Below are 14,566 nucleotides of genomic sequence, written 5' to 3'. Positions count from 1 at the left end.
ATTAAATTGAAACGCCCAAGGTGATTCTAACGAGGAAACCTATAAAAAACGTTAATCCTGCAACACCCAAACTTATACCCGCCATTTCAAGAAATCTACTTTTGAAGCTTAAATCTTTGGCTACAGAAATATAAAAATTGAAAACCAATATTATTATAACAGCTATTATTAAAGTTATAATTAAACTTAAAAAATATTTATTTGGCATTAACAAATAAGGAAGAATTAAAAAAAATACCGTAATTATATATGCAATCCCGGTGTAAGCTGCGGATTTTAAAGCTCTCTCATCGTTTTCGGCTCTTTTTGATAGATACTCGGATGCCGCCATTGACAATGATGCGGCTATCCCAGTTATTAATCCAGATGTAGCTATTATTATTCCGTTTTGAAGGGCAAAAGTCAAACCTGCTAATGCACCAGTCAATTCGACTAACGCATCGTTTAAACCAAGCACAATCGAGCCAACATAATTCAATCTTTCTTCTTCTATCATTCCTAAAAGTTCCCGTTCATGCTTATCTTCTTCTTCTTCAATTTGTTTTGCTTCAGGAACTACACTGGAAATATCCTCGTAGGAAATCTGAGCCCTTTCTTCACCATTTTCCATGAGCTTCAAACTGAAGGTTAACCCAAGTATTTTAGAAAGGATGAAATAGAATAAAACTTTTAAGTAATTCGGCTTCACTTTTTCCTTCGTATAACTTTTCCAAAAATCATGATGTTTTAATTCTTCATTTGCTATGCTTTCTAAGACTTTTTTATTTTTGGTATCTTTAGTGGATTCAGCTAACCTTTTATAAATCATGTGTTCCGTTAACTCAGCCTTTTGAAAATTTAATAAATGCTTTTTTGTTTTTGAGTCGATTTTTGATTTTTCCATTTTAGCACCTCCAATTAAAATTTGTTTTTTATTCTTCGTATTTTTTATACATTTCCTCTATTTCTTTTTCGTATTTTTTCAAGATTTCTAAGAGTCTTGGGTTAAAATGATCTGGTTTTGTCCTGTTATCCCCGTGTAACAATATTTCAATCGCTTCCTTATGTGAAAAAGCTTCTTTATAACTTCTTTTTGATCTTAAAGCATCGTATACATCTACTAAGCCAACAATCTGAGCTTCAATGGGGATCTGTTCACCCCTTAATCTGAAAGGATACCCAGAGCCATCGTAATGTTCGTGATGATAAAGGGCAATTTTTCTTGCTGTTTCAAAATATGGATCATCCAACAAATTATCAGCATATAGCGGATGTTTCCTTACTTCTTCCCATTCTTTTTCGTTTAGTTTACCAGGTTTGTTTAGTATCTCGGCAGGAACAAAAAGTTTCCCCACATCGTGAAGTGGTGAAAAATCTCTTATCTTTTCAACTTGTTCTTTGGGTAAACCTAATTTTTCGGCAAAAAACGCAGATAATTCACTTACACGGTAAATATGTTTCTTACTGTTTTCATCGTGTGATTCTGCTAATATAGAAAGCTTGCTTGCAAAGGTTGCATAAGCATTTTTAACCTCTTGCGTTCTTATCCTATTGACAAAAAACATTTTTGCCACATTTAGCAAGGAATCAAAAAATCTTACCGATTGTTCTGAAAAATTCTCATCGCTACCTTTTTTAATATCAAGAGAAACGTCTAAATATCTATTTTCATCTATTTTCATTGTTTTCAGTAGAGAGGATTTTATTGGTTTGGTAAATTTGTACATTAAATTGGCTACATCTTTAGGCATTCTTTCTTCATCCAATGAAATTATGTTATCAAGTACCGTAGATTCTTCAGCAATAAAAGCATAACTTTTTTTTAAGATTTAAACTTTTTAAACCATTAATTTCATGACCCAACGCAGTTAAAAATCTCCAATTATCGCCCTCTATTATAGAGACACTCCCATAATCAGCTTCTGGGATTTCTATGATCAAAGTATTTAAAAATTTCTGAAAGAAATCTTCCTCTTTTAACTCTTCATTTCCTAATTCGGATATAATTTCCAACAGATGAATTATTTTATTATTCAGTTGTTCTATTTCCTGATAATTACTTTCTATTTCCTCATTTTGTGATATCAATTCTTCGTTGTAGGAAGTTAATTGTTCATTTGCTGCGGTAAGTTCTTCATTATAACTTTGGGCCTCTTCCTTTGCCTTATTTAATTCATTCAAAAGAGAGCTAAGTTTTAAATTTTCTTCTCTTAGAACATATATAAATACAATAGAAAAAGGTACTAGAATCATTATTATCCAAAAAATAACAGGGTAATTTTCATAAAAAGAAGGAGGTTTATTCTGGATTGTTGAATCTGCTGGTAGTCTATTGATTGAAATACCAAATCTTTCCAAGGCAGGAAAGTTAAAAACGTATTTATTATCAGGGAAGTAAGTTCTTGGCAGCTCTGTAATATCAACTCCACTTAATAAGTTTATTGCTATCTCCCCAGCTTTACGTCCTTGATCGTATGCACTGGTAATTTTACCTCCTACAACGTTATTGCCCATATACACGCTTGAGGTAGTATAAATAGGAAGTTTATCAAATTGATCCATATGTACAGCTATTTCTGTATAATCATAAAAATTCCCATAAATATCTTTACTAAAAGCCAAAAGGAGCACTATTGAGTTTTGTAATGGTGCATCGAGCTCTTGCTTTATTTGATCCAATGAATCGCTTAAAAAGATAAAATTAGTATTCTCAAAATTAGGTACTACATCATTTTCCACTTCTTGCTTGAAAAGTTCCCCGGTTTTAGTCTGATTATCAACAATTACATAAACATTCTCTGTGGCTGGATGGAGATTTAGTGCTAATTCTAACGTTTCTTTTATATCATGAATCTCTACAACGCCACTGACAAATTCTAATTCACTCAAATCGTATTCTTGATAGTAGTTGATCCCCGCATACACAATAGGAGTTTCCAAAAAAAGTGAATCATAATTTGATAAAACAAAATCAAAGGCGTTATTATCCAGAGCGATAATTACATCGAATTTAAAATTACTAAATTTTCTTTCAAAGTACTCTTTGAATATGTTTAAGCTGGTATCATCGCCAAACCTTTTGCTATCAAGATATTCTACATATATATTTATACTTTCTTCATTTTCTAAAACTGAATATATCCCTTCTAATTCCTTATCTGACCAAGACAAGCCTGGATTATACGAATTTAAAATTAGGACAGTAGAAGCTAAAGAATAAATCCCAGACAAGATAAATAGTAAAAACAAAAAAAGAACTTTATTATAATTTTTCACAAGTGGACCTCCTAAATATAATGAGATCAGATTTGCATTTTTATCCTACTTTGATATTGTATCACAAATAAGAAGACTTTAAAAGTAGAATAATTTTCGTTGTTAAATTAAAATTATTTAAATGTTTTTATATTCGTAACATATATATCTTATCATTTTGTTGGTGTTTAAGCCGATAAATTTGTTCGACTTTTATTTTCTAACGAGGTTATTTTTAAATTTATCGGCTAATTTTGTGTAAAGTTGAGTGTATAAGGAGGGGATAGTATGTCTAAACCATGGTTGATAGTTGTTGGAATTTACCTTGTGATAATGGCTATTGCTGGGTTTAGTGTTGCAACTATGCCAACATGGCATGCCTGGATAGACATCATCGTTGGTATTATTTCTTTGATAGTTGGTTTTATGGATAGAGGAAAGAAAAGCTCAGCAGCGTAGAATTTTAATTTCATAAATTTGTACAAAACACAAAAGAGGCATAGATTGTTTTGCCTCTTTTGTGTTCTTATTGCAGCCTTGTGCAAAAAGGTCTTTTTTCGTAATGTTTTTGAATAACTTTCCTAATCTCATTTGCTTAGCTTTTGCCGTTTTATGCAAAACGCTTGTTGCTGATTTATGCAAAATGGTTTGTTTGAAATGCTTTAGAAATGTTTTCCAAAATCTCGTTTGCTACGCAAACGATGTTATGCGAATTTGGGGTTCTTAAGGGGCTTCGCCCCTTAAAGATTATGGGTGGGGAGCGGGGCGAAGGGGCGCTATATTGTAAATATAAACGAGGTGTCTTGCTTGCCTTTTGATGGTTTGGTATTACATAAAGTATTAAAAGAAATAAAAGACAACATTGTGGGGGATAGAATAAAAAATATATATCAACCTATCAAACCCCAAGTGTTAATTCAGTTCTCTCAAAGTTTTGTGCTTCTTTCGTTAAAAAGCCCTTCCTATGTTATTTTACTTTCTCAAAAACCAAACGTACCAATACAGCCAGCGAACTTTGCACAGTTTTTAAGAAAAAAAATAAGAAACGGAAGAGTGGTAAATGTTGAACAGTTAGGTTTAGATAGGATAGGTTACTTTGAAATTGAAAGCTATGATCAAGAAACCTCCACTCTGCGTCAATATAAGCTATTTTTCGAATTAATGGGAAGAAATTCCAATGTAATACTCGTTAACGAAGATAATAAAGTAGAAGAATCTTTAAAAAGGATTTATGACGAATTTAGACCCATAATTCCAGGAGTTAAATACATACCTTACTACGATGATTCTCAAACAAATATATTGAGAGAAAACATAGAATACGAAGAAAATATTGATTATGATAGATTGATGGGATTTTCTAAAAAATCAAAAGAGTTTTTGAAAGAAATAGGTATCCAAAGAGCTGTACAAGACCTCAAAAAACCTCATCTTTATTACTTCAATGAGGCAAACACATATGACTTCTCCGCTATTACTCCCAATAATTTTGAATATGAGGAATTAAAACCATCAGAGGCATTGCTCAAAGTCTTTCAAGAAAAGGCTGATCAATCACGATTATTGGAAATAAAAAAGGATTTAGAAAAAAGGGTAAAAAATGAAATCGACAGACTAGAAAAGACAAAAGAACAAATATTACAAGATTTAAATGAAGAAAAAAATCTAAAAGATTTAGAAAAAAAGGGAGAGCTTCTTCAAACTTATCTTTACAAAATAAAAAAAGGTGAAAGATACTTTACAGTAAACGATTGGAATACCGGTGAGGAAGTTACAATCGAGATAGATCCCCTTTTATCCCCAACGCAAAACCTGGAAAAATTGTATAAAAATATAAAAAGAACAAAGTCAAAAGTCGAATATGCTAAAAAAAGAATAAAAAAGATTAATAATGAGCTTGAATATTTTAATCAGTTATTTGAAACAATATCTTCCGCAGAAGAAATTGACACCTTAATAGAGATAAAAGAAGAGATGAAAGATATAGGGCTGATAAGTGAAAACAAAAAATCTAAAAGGGAAAGAAAAGTAAAAACAACCTTTAGGAATTTTAATTACAAAGGCTTTGAAATACTAGTTGGGAAAAATAACAAACAGAACGATGAATTAACAAGATTAGCCGCACAAGCCGACATCTGGCTTCATACACATGAGATCCCAGGTTCTCATACAATAATAAAATCTTCTGGTAAAGAAATACCAGAAGAAGTAATAGATTACGCAGCAAGAATTGCTGCAACATTTTCTAAAGCAAAAATGTCCTCCAATGTAGCGGTTGATTACACTCAAAGAAAAAACGTATGGAAACCAAAAGGAGCAAAACCAGGAATGTGGTTGTATAAAAATTATGAAACCATTATCGTTGAACCTTTTAGAGAACTTTAGATTTTTTCTTCAACTTTAAGTTCTTTAACATGTTTTTCTATATGGTTTGCAACGTTTTGATGGTATTCATTTTGGTATTTTGTAAGAATCTCAAAAAACTTTTCTCCGAAATCGTATTGAGGGTTCAAAACGAACATATATGAAACATGCAGTGTCTGCCTTGCATCTGGGTTTTTGAGGTACTCTGTTGGGGATAGATCTTTTGGAACAGAGAATGGGTCAGAGGAAAGATGGTAGTATTTATCCATCTTTTCTCTTTTATCAAGGCATGTTTGCCAGATTTTTTTGAAGATTCCAGGATCTTTTTCAGCTATAACCTTAATAGCTTCGAGATAGCTGGTTCCAGATGTTTTTAGGTGGTAATTCCCTTGAGTAACTTCACCTATTATGGGATAAATGGAGAATTTATCGCTACCAGAATGAATGGAAAGCCTGTATCCAAAGTATTTGGCAATTTTGTCTTGTTTGATAAGAGACTTTTTAAACTCTTGTATATTTCCTATATAGTCAATAGCTTTTTGAAACTCCCCGGGGAAACGTGGGGCTAATGTATCTATTTTTACCCCTTCATCGTAGATATATTTAGAGATCAAAAAATGTGTTTTTTCGTCTGTTGGAACATCTGTCTCGTCAACTGAAACTTCAAAAGATACCTCTTTTTTATTCACCTTCGGGAATTTGTTCCATACATCTATGACTCTTTCGATAACGCCGGCATAAATTGAAACGACTTTATTCAAATCGTTTTTATCTGAATATTCTATGGGCATATCGTTTACAAAAAAGCTTTTGTTATAAAATTGATCAAATATGCTTTCTTTTACAGAAGAATCTTTATTCATATGTTCTGAACAATCCAAAGTCAACATTGTAATTCCCGAATCTAAAGCATACTGAATCTCCTCATCGCTTTTCAAATGATCTCCATCAAATCCACTGTTTCCAATGTAATTTTCTTCAACAAGTGCATTTAGTACGTCTTTTCGCACGTCACTGAACGTTCTTCCTGTAAAGTTTAATTCCCTAATGCTTTGTTGTGCGAAAACAGGGAAGAAGTTGTATTTTTTTGCAACTTTTATATGGCCCTGGGTTGCAATCCCTATTCTATCTCCAAGACCCAAAGAAATTCCTTTCTTTGGTAATATTGTAAACATTTAAATTTTCCTCCTCATGGAATTAATTCTTCTCTTACATATTTTTCGAAGGCATACGTTGCAGCTCCACAAGCTGTTAGGTATTCACCTATAGAAGAAACTTCAACGGTTACATCTTTGTTTGCGTAAAATATATGCTGGTTGTAACTTTCTTCTGTAGAGCCTTTAAGAAATTCCCACCCATTTGACACGCCACCTGCTATATAGACCTTTTCTGGATTTAAAATATTGACTAAAGTGGCAATGCCAATGCCTAAATATTTTCCTGCTCTTTCAAACGCTTTTATAGCTTTTTCATCACCTTTTTTGGCTAATTCATATACCAATTTCGATTCACAACTTCCTTCACACTCTAATTTTTTTCCAGATATTTCTTCGTAATTTCTAACAATCGCCTTACTGGAACTTTCTGTTTCCAAACAACCATTTTTACCGCAGTTACACTTTCTTCCTTCGGGGTTAACCGTGACATGGCCTAACTCTCCTGCAGCGTTCTTGTAACCCCTCAATATCTTTCCGTTACTTACTATCCCTACTCCTATACCTGGACCAATGTTGATTACACAAAAATCTTTCTCTTTGTGGGAATTGTTAGAAATTAAGCTTCGCGCCATCATTATTGTGTTGTGGTCCACGTAAGCAGGTAGATTGAACTCTTTTTTCATCACCTTTTTAACCTCAAAGTTCGATATATCAATATTATGGGATCTTATAACCTCTCCTTTTTCGGGATCTATATAACCAGGAAAAGCCATCCCTATACCTATTATGTTGAATTCTTTTTTAACTATTTTTATATTTTCATAAATCTGTTTCAACAATTTATCGTTCTTTTCTGAGGCGAATCTTTTGGAATATAAGATGTCACCCTTCCCGTTTGAGACAATAACCCTTGAATATGCAGAGCCCACGTCATATCCAATAAACAAGAAGTCGTCGTAGTTTATATCAAGCAAAATACCCTTTTTCCCAACACGAGAAACATCTTCACTTCCAACTTCTTTCAATACCTTTTTATGAATTAAAAGGTTCGTAATATAACTCACAGTTGAAGGCATGAGACGTGTTTCTCTTGCGATTTCGGCTCTTGTCATAGGGCCTTTAATTCTTAATGATTGAAAAATAAGTGCGGCGTTGTTTTCTTTTAAAGAAGATAAGGATGCTTTTTTCATCGAATTAGTACCTCCGAGTTCAATAATTTTAGTCTAAATTTTTTCAAAGAACAACCTTTTTGGTCTGAAATAACTAATATCACTCACCAAATCAAATGCTTCCCTGATAGGCATTTGACCTTTTTCTACCATTTCACCCACAACGTTAGATAACTCTCTTCTGAACATCTCTGTTCGTGAACCATAGGATATTAACTTTCTTGAATCTGTTACCCAGCCAGCTAAGTCGCTAAGAAGGTCTACAGTAGCTATATATTTCAAATACATCTCCATTCCAAAAGGGCTGTCGTTGAACCACCAAGGTGCTCCAAGGCTAACGTTTGGGAAAGCCCTTGCTATTGTGGCGACGGTTGGAAATAGCGAAGGGTCCAAACAGTACAAAACGACTTTCAATTTTTCATCAAATTGGTTCAAAAAGTATCTTAACCCATTTGCCAAGTCAACGTTGCTGGTTGAAATATCCCCTCCTGTATCTGGCCCCAAAGTATTATATAACTTGTCTCTGTAATCTCGCATAGCGCCAATATGTAATTGCATAACCCAATTGCTTTCAGCGTTCATTGACCCAAATTCATAAAACATAAAGGACTTGAAGTCTGAAATTTCTTGTTTCGTTAACTCTTTTTTTGAAAGTGCTTTTTCATATATTTCTTTTACTCTTTGTTTTTCAACTGGGTATGAAATCGGTTCAAATATCCCATGGTCACTCGAAACACCACCGAGTTCTTCAAATTTTGTGTGTGTCTTGTAAAGAGCATTTAAAAACCCCTCAAAACGTTCAACATTTTCTTTTGTTATTTCTCCTAACTTTTCTACAAAATCTTTCCAATTTTCTTTTTCAATGTTCATAGCTTTGTCTGGTCTCCAAGTGGGGAGAATCTTTATTCCTTCAATATCTTTAGCTTTTTCATGGAATAAGAGATCCTCTGTTGGGTCATTTGTTGTACACATTATTTCTACGTTCATTTCTTTTAGTAATCGTTGAGGTTTCATACTTTCGCTTTTTAGTAATAAAGAAGTATCTTGCCATATTTTCTCAGCTGTATACTTTGAAATGTTATCCTCTATTTTAAACCTTCTTTTTAGATCGAGGTGTACCCATTCGTAGGTAGGATTGCCAACGAACTCAGGGAAAACTTCAGCCAATGCCATCCACTTTTCCTTATTTGAAGCATTTCCAGTTATTTTTTCTTCGGGGACCCCTCTCTTTCTCATTAATTCCCACACATAATGATCTGTCGCTCCTTCAACTTGCCAGATGTCATCCCAACCTTTGTCCTCAACGATCTCTTTCACATCCCCGTGATTGTGAGCATCTAAGATCGGGAGATCTTTAATTGAATTATACAACATCTTCGAAGTGTTGTTTTGTAGTAAATAATTTTCGTCTAAAAAAGACATTTTTCTAACCTCCATCATTCTAAGTTAAATACAATCTGCTTTAGCTCCCCTTCGCTCAAATGTTAAGGGGTAAACCCCTTAAGATCCCCAAGTTCAAAATCAAAGTTTATTTTAAGAAAACTTTTTTGCACAAATCAGCAAAAGTGCTCCCCCCTGTAACTCTTTTAAAATCAAAATCTAATTTTTGAATATTATTTTATTTTCTAAAGTTACTATTAAACACGTTTTTAACTTCTATAATGTTCCTTCATTTCCTTGTTAAATGGTAGATCGAATATCTCATCCCACAACTTAGGAATATCATCATAATTTTTGGTTCTTGGATCTCTTACTAAAACTTCTTCTAAGATATTTCTGTTTCCAGTTATAAAGGCTTCTAATGCCATTTCCATTCTTGTGATTCTGGGGATTATATAGTAATTTTTAATCTTTTCTGGTAGATCTGGCTGTATCTTTTCAGGGAATATTCCATTTTTGTTAACTTTTACAGGCACTTCTACAACTACATCGTTAGGAATGTTTTTTATCGTTCCATCATTCAAAACATTCAGGAATAATCTTGCTTCAACATCATTAGTTAAAGCGTTTATAAAAGGCACTTGTTGTTCGCCACTCATTTTTTCTTTCGGGAACTCTTCAGGCCAGTATTCTGTTATTTTGATACTTGGATCTTTCGAAACTTGAATTATCAATCTTTTTATTTGACGTAGTTCTTCATAGAACTTCGGCCTTTCAACTTCGTTGTCTATTGCCCCGAACTTTCCATACCATTTCTTTTTTGCTTGTAAACTATGATGATGTTTCCAAGTGCTGTTTCTAGTTGTGTCTCCTATGGGTAATAATCCATAGAATTTGTACATATCGATAACTGCCGGAGCTAAATGGGTATCCCAAGGATCTTTTGGTTCCCAATTGCTTGATTCTTCTTCTATCCATTTGTCTAAGATTTGGTAGCCATCTTCGCCTTTGTATAGAAATCTGTTCAACCATATTCCATGGTTTACACCAGCTACCTGCCAATCAGTTTCTTTTTCTTCTAATCCTAAAGTTTTTAGTACTTCGTGGATACCTCCAACCCCATGACAAAAGCCTACTACTTTTACGTTGGTCAGCCTTTTAATCAATTGTGTAATTTCAAAGACGGGGTTAGCGGTTTGTATAAGCCATGCATTCGGACAAATTTTTTCAATCGATTTGGCTATATCTAATGATAATTTCAGATGGTTATAGTTTGTGAATGTATAATAATCCGATACCATGTTGAACTCTTGACTATCTATTCCTCTGTAATAACCATATTTTTCTGCCACATCTCTCATGATTTCATAACTTACATAACCATCTTCATGGCCCGGTGCTCTGTATAATGCTGTGTTTATAACAAAGTCTGCATCTTTTAAAGATTCTTCACGGTTGGTAGTCTTCTCAAATTTAAGATTTCCACCTATTTCTTCTGTGTATCTTTTAGCGAGGTTATCTACGGCATTTAATCGTTCTTCGTCTATGTCCATGAAAGAGATTAAACTTCCATTTAATTCCTTTGTTTTTGCTAAATCCCCTACTAATTTCACTGTGTATCTAACACTACCTGCTCCTATAAAAGAAATTTTAACTGGCATATTTTTCTGACCCCTTTAATTAATTCATTCTAAAATCGAATTTATTCGTATCCATTTTAAATCAAAATAAACAAAAAGTCAAACTTGATTTTACCTGATTATAGTCAATGTAACCCAATTAAATCCAAATATTTTTGATTAGGTTGGTTTTTCTTATTTTTTCTAAGAATTTAGTAAATGGAGTATAATGAAAAATAAGAGGTGATCGAGATGAGATTTTTAATCTCGTTGATTGCGAGTTATCTTATCGGTTCGATACCGACGATGGCTCCAATAGCAGCCTTTTTCATGTGGGTCGTCAACATTTAAAAAGTTATTTTTTTCATAAAAGTTTAATTTAAAAGTCAGAAAATTGGTTGTGATAGAATATTAATTATCGAGGTGAATAGTATGAAAATCCTTGTTGTTGAAGATGAAGAAAAACTTGCTAATATAGTCAACTACCCCCGTCTAAAGACGGTGGCTTGTGATAAACAAGCCCTAGTTGATTAGCCTCAGCCACCAGCAATCGGCTATTACTAGCGAATGTTGAAGGGGCTACGTTATATCGGAATGGCGTATGCCAAATAGGTACCATAGGATGCTCCACAAGTTCTATGCTCTACGGTCAGTGATTAAACATCTCTGAGGGGTAGGAGAAGTGTTGCTGACGACAAACCCGGTATAACATTGGCGATGTGGACCTACCAGATGGAAGTTTGACTTATCAAACAGAAATCTGATTTATTTCCGAAAGGAGATTCAAAAATGACATATGTTATTGCTAAAGATGGAACTCCATTAATGCCTACTGAAAGACGTGGAAAAGTTAGACATTTACTTAGAGAAGGTAAAGCAAAAGTAGTTAGAAACAAACCGTTTACTATACAATTGACCTACGAAACAACACATTACACTCAACCTATAACGCTTGGTGTAGATAGCGGTCACAAACATATAGGTTTTTCTGCTGTAACAGAAAAAGAAGAAGTATTATCAGGCGAAGTTGAACTTCGGGATGATGTAAGTGAGCTTATCAAAGAAAAGGGTATGTATCGCAGAATCAGACGAAATAGATTAAGATATAGAGAACCAAAGTTTGACAACAGAATATCTTCTAGGAAGGAAACACTCCGAAAGGGGATCAAGGAAAGTTGGTTAGCACCATCAATCAAACATAAGTTAGATACTCATATTCGGTTTATAAAATTCATTAAGAAGATACTTCCTATAACTGAGATAATAATTGAAGTAGCAAAATTCGATACTCAGAAGATTAAAAATCCTAACATAGAAGGTATAGAGTACCAACAAGGTGAGCAACAAAACTTTTACAACCTTCGTGAGTATATATTGTACAGAGACAATTATACTTGTCAATTATGCGGTAAGATTAATGTCCCACTTGAAGTACATCATATAGGCTACTGGAAAGGTGAAAGAACCAATAGACCAAGCAATTTAATTACGTTATGTACTAAATGCCATGATCCTAAAAACCACTTAAAAGGTGGTAAACTTTACGGTATGAAACCTGTACAAAAACCATTGAAAGAAGCTACCTTTATGTCTACTGTTAGATGGAAGTTAGTTAATGCTTTAGGTTGTAAATATACATACGGTTATATAACCAAATCGAAGAGAATAAAGCTTAACCTCGATAAAACTCATTATAACGATGCATTTTGCATTGCAGGTGGAACTAGGCAAAGGAGAATAGAACCTATATACTTTGAACAGATTAGGAGAAACAATCGTTCGTTAGAAAAGTTTTATGACGCAAAGTATATAGACACAAGAGATGGTTCGACTAAGAAAGGGCAAGAACTGTTTAATGGCAGAACTACGCGTAATAAGAACTACAATACACAGAACCTTAAAAAGTTTAGAGGGCAGAAAGTGTCCAAAGGTAGAAGGAGTATACGTACTCAAAGGTATTTTTATCAACCAAAGGATATAGTAATATACGAAGGTAAAAAGTATACTGTGAAAGGTATACAAAATAAGGGAAGTTATATTAAACTTGCAGGGCTTTCAAAACCAGTTAAGACAGAAATTGTTGAACCATACATATTTAGAAAGGGATTGTGTGTAGTATGAATAATAAAACAGCTCTCATCTCTCCAATGAATTGGAGAGTGTCCCCGTTGTATTTCATAAAAAGAGGACTTACGGAAGAAGGATACTGTATTGATGTTGTTTATGACGGAGAAGAAGCGGAAAACTATGCAAAATATTCTTCATACGATTTGATAATTTTAGATATAATGCTACCAAAAAAAGATGGAATAACCGTTTGTCAAAATTTAAGAAAAGAAAACATCAATACCCCAATATTGATGCTAACAGCAAAAGATAGTGTGGGAGACAGAGTTAAGGGTTTAGATTCCGGAGCAGATGATTATTTGATAAAACCTTTTGATTTCGATGAATTATTTGCAAGGGTTAGATCTTTGCTAAGAAGAGAAAGTTTCACTCGTAACCCAGTTCTTAAAGTGGGAGATTTAACTTTAAACACCTTAACAAGAGAGGTTTGGATGGGGGAGAAAAAATTGAAATTAACCCCGAAGGAATACAATATCTTGGAGTATTTTATGAGGAATCCAAAAATAGTAGTTACCAGAACTATTCTTGAGGAGAAAATGTGGGATATCGACTGGTGTTTTAGTAATGATTCTTGCGGGGATAGGGGGATTTTTTTATGCCGATAGTTCTCTTCGACCTGTTGAAAAAATTATAGATACCGCAAAAAATATCGAGGAAAATAATTTGAATGAAAGGATAAAAGTAAAGTCACAAGATGAGTTAGGAAGGCTAGCCTCCACATTGAATCAAATGATTTCTAGACTTGAAAAAGCCTTTGAACAACAGAAGCAATTCACCGCAGATGTTTCTCATGATTTGAGAACGCCACTTTCTGTAATTCAAGCTGAAAGTAGTTTGTCTTTGAAAAAAGACAGATCGGTAGAAGAGTATAAAAAATCTTTAGAGTCGATCTTAGAAGAAACTTCTTATATGTCAGAAATTATCGATAAATTGCTTTTTTTAGCTAGGAGTGATAACAAAACTCAATTTTACAATTTTACGAAAACTAATTTGAAATCTTTGTTGGAGGAAGTTATAAAAAAAGTAAGTCCTTTGTACCACAACAAAGGTTTAACTTTGCAAGTTGAAAAATTGGAAGAGCTATATATCAGAGCAGATAAAGATAAATTAAAAGAAGCTCTTATAAATATTTTAGATAATTCTTTAAAGTATACGGATGAAGGAAAAGTTACTATTTCTACTGTTAAAAGAGGTAATTTTGCTAAAATATCGATAGAAGACACCGGTAGAGGTATTCCTCAAGGAGATTTACATAGAATATTCGATCGTTTCTATAGGGGAGATAAAGCAAGGACAAGCAGTGAAAAAAGTACCGGCTTAGGGCTAGCAATTGTTAAAGAGATCGTTAATGCTCATGATGGAAGAATAGAAGTCAAGAGCGAAGTTGGAAAAGGAACTGTGTTATCTTTGTTTTTACCTGTTGAAAAATAAGGCCAAAAGGCCCTTATTAACTCCTTGCAAGATATGTTGTGTGCAACAATTCATGAGATTTCTCGCTTAATGGTTCTCCTAAAAA

General features: G+C 33.5%; 13 protein-coding genes. 5 read left to right on the top strand and 8 right to left on the bottom strand.

Annotation, left to right across the window (positions count from 1 at the left end):
* Position 1: 1 nt before the first annotated feature.
* Genes NAAC61_RS00065 through NAAC61_RS00055 form a run of 3 tightly spaced genes read right to left on the bottom strand, consistent with a single transcriptional unit; the run spans position 2 to position 3,255 of the window.
* Positions 2-883 carry a VIT1/CCC1 transporter family protein gene (locus NAAC61_RS00065; protein WP_202694881.1) on the bottom strand — a complete coding sequence of 294 codons (882 nt, stop codon included), beginning with the start codon at positions 881-883 and terminating at the stop codon, positions 2-4.
* A 28-nt stretch (positions 884-911) separates the two neighbouring features.
* Positions 912-1,730, bottom strand: a complete 819-nt coding sequence (locus NAAC61_RS00060) for an HD-GYP domain-containing protein (protein ID WP_202694880.1) — start codon at positions 1,728-1,730, stop codon at positions 912-914.
* A 46-nt stretch (positions 1,731-1,776) separates the two neighbouring features.
* Positions 1,777-3,255, bottom strand: a complete 1,479-nt coding sequence (locus tag NAAC61_RS00055) for an ABC transporter substrate binding protein (RefSeq protein WP_202694879.1) — start codon at positions 3,253-3,255, stop codon at positions 1,777-1,779.
* Positions 3,256-3,522: 267 nt separating this feature from the next.
* On the opposite strand from NAAC61_RS00055, the gene NAAC61_RS00050 reads away from it, so the two are divergent.
* Together NAAC61_RS00050 and NAAC61_RS00045 are read left to right on the top strand one after the other, a co-directional pair.
* Positions 3,523-3,693, top strand: a complete 171-nt coding sequence (locus NAAC61_RS00050; protein ID WP_158245428.1) for a hypothetical protein — start codon at positions 3,523-3,525, stop codon at positions 3,691-3,693.
* 348 nt (positions 3,694-4,041) lie between these two features.
* Entirely contained in the window at positions 4,042-5,619 is a 1,578-nt protein-coding gene (locus NAAC61_RS00045; protein WP_202694878.1) for an Rqc2 family fibronectin-binding protein, read from the top strand.
* Here the strand turns inward: NAAC61_RS00045 and NAAC61_RS00040 are convergent.
* From NAAC61_RS00040 to aglA, 4 genes are all read right to left on the bottom strand, one after another.
* Complete coding sequence (locus tag NAAC61_RS00040; protein ID WP_202694877.1) at positions 5,616-6,773, bottom strand: tagaturonate epimerase family protein; 1,158 nt, start codon at positions 6,771-6,773, stop codon at positions 5,616-5,618. The genes NAAC61_RS00045 and NAAC61_RS00040 overlap by 4 nt on opposite strands.
* A gap of 14 nt (positions 6,774-6,787) precedes the next feature.
* Positions 6,788-7,945, bottom strand: a complete 1,158-nt coding sequence (locus tag NAAC61_RS00035; protein ID WP_202694876.1) for an ROK family transcriptional regulator — start codon at positions 7,943-7,945, stop codon at positions 6,788-6,790.
* 33 nt (positions 7,946-7,978) lie between these two features.
* Entirely contained in the window at positions 7,979-9,346 is a 1,368-nt protein-coding gene (gene uxaC, locus NAAC61_RS00030; protein ID WP_202694875.1) for a glucuronate isomerase, read from the bottom strand.
* Between the two features lie 227 nt (positions 9,347-9,573).
* Positions 9,574-10,965 carry an alpha-glucosidase AglA gene (gene aglA / locus NAAC61_RS00025; protein ID WP_202694874.1) on the bottom strand — a complete coding sequence of 464 codons (1,392 nt, stop codon included), beginning with the start codon at positions 10,963-10,965 and terminating at the stop codon, positions 9,574-9,576.
* A 747-nt stretch (positions 10,966-11,712) separates the two neighbouring features.
* Here aglA and iscB point away from each other — a divergent pair.
* Genes iscB through NAAC61_RS00010 form a run of 3 tightly spaced genes read left to right on the top strand, consistent with a single transcriptional unit; the run spans position 11,713 to position 14,481 of the window.
* Positions 11,713-13,044, top strand: coding sequence for an RNA-guided endonuclease IscB (iscB, locus tag NAAC61_RS00020; protein ID WP_202694873.1), 1,332 nt, complete (start codon positions 11,713-11,715; stop codon positions 13,042-13,044).
* A 47-nt stretch (positions 13,045-13,091) separates the two neighbouring features.
* Positions 13,092-13,655, top strand: coding sequence for a response regulator transcription factor (locus NAAC61_RS00015; protein ID WP_237729671.1), 564 nt, complete (start codon positions 13,092-13,094; stop codon positions 13,653-13,655).
* The gene (locus tag NAAC61_RS00010) at positions 13,615-14,481 is read left to right on the top strand and encodes a sensor histidine kinase (protein ID WP_202694872.1); all 867 of its coding nucleotides are present in this window, start codon (positions 13,615-13,617) and stop codon (positions 14,479-14,481) included. The genes NAAC61_RS00015 and NAAC61_RS00010 overlap by 41 nt, the downstream gene beginning before the upstream one ends.
* A gap of 16 nt (positions 14,482-14,497) precedes the next feature.
* Here NAAC61_RS00010 and NAAC61_RS11260 read toward each other — a convergent pair.
* On the bottom strand, positions 14,498-14,566 hold a 69-nt coding region (locus NAAC61_RS11260), incomplete at its 5' end, for an iron hydrogenase small subunit (RefSeq protein ID WP_202695027.1).

Source organism: Petrotoga sp. 8T1HF07.NaAc.6.1, from assembly GCF_016772115.1.
In the GTDB taxonomy this organism is placed as follows: domain Bacteria; phylum Thermotogota; class Thermotogae; order Petrotogales; family Petrotogaceae; genus Petrotoga; species Petrotoga mobilis.
This window is presented reverse-complemented; position numbering and strand designations above follow the sequence as displayed.

What these genes read in the sequence shown, in the direction of transcription:
- NAAC61_RS00060 (WP_202694880.1), bottom strand. Translation starts at nt 1,730, where the DNA reads ATGCCTAAAGATGTAGCCAATTTAATGTACAAATTTACCAAACCAATA.
- uxaC (WP_202694875.1), bottom strand. Translation starts at nt 9,346, where the DNA reads ATGTCTTTTTTAGACGAAAATTATTTACTACAAAACAACACTTCGAAG.
- NAAC61_RS00065 (WP_202694881.1), bottom strand. Translation starts at nt 883, where the DNA reads ATGGAAAAATCAAAAATCGACTCAAAAACAAAAAAGCATTTATTAAAT.
- iscB (WP_202694873.1), top strand. Translation starts at nt 11,713, where the DNA reads ATGACATATGTTATTGCTAAAGATGGAACTCCATTAATGCCTACTGAA.
- NAAC61_RS00035 (WP_202694876.1), bottom strand. Translation starts at nt 7,945, where the DNA reads ATGAAAAAAGCATCCTTATCTTCTTTAAAAGAAAACAACGCCGCACTT.
- aglA (WP_202694874.1), bottom strand. Translation starts at nt 10,965, where the DNA reads ATGCCAGTTAAAATTTCTTTTATAGGAGCAGGTAGTGTTAGATACACA.
- NAAC61_RS00050 (WP_158245428.1), top strand. Translation starts at nt 3,523, where the DNA reads ATGTCTAAACCATGGTTGATAGTTGTTGGAATTTACCTTGTGATAATG.
- NAAC61_RS00010 (WP_202694872.1), top strand. Translation starts at nt 13,615, where the DNA reads ATGATTCTTGCGGGGATAGGGGGATTTTTTTATGCCGATAGTTCTCTT.
- NAAC61_RS00040 (WP_202694877.1), bottom strand. Translation starts at nt 6,773, where the DNA reads ATGTTTACAATATTACCAAAGAAAGGAATTTCTTTGGGTCTTGGAGAT.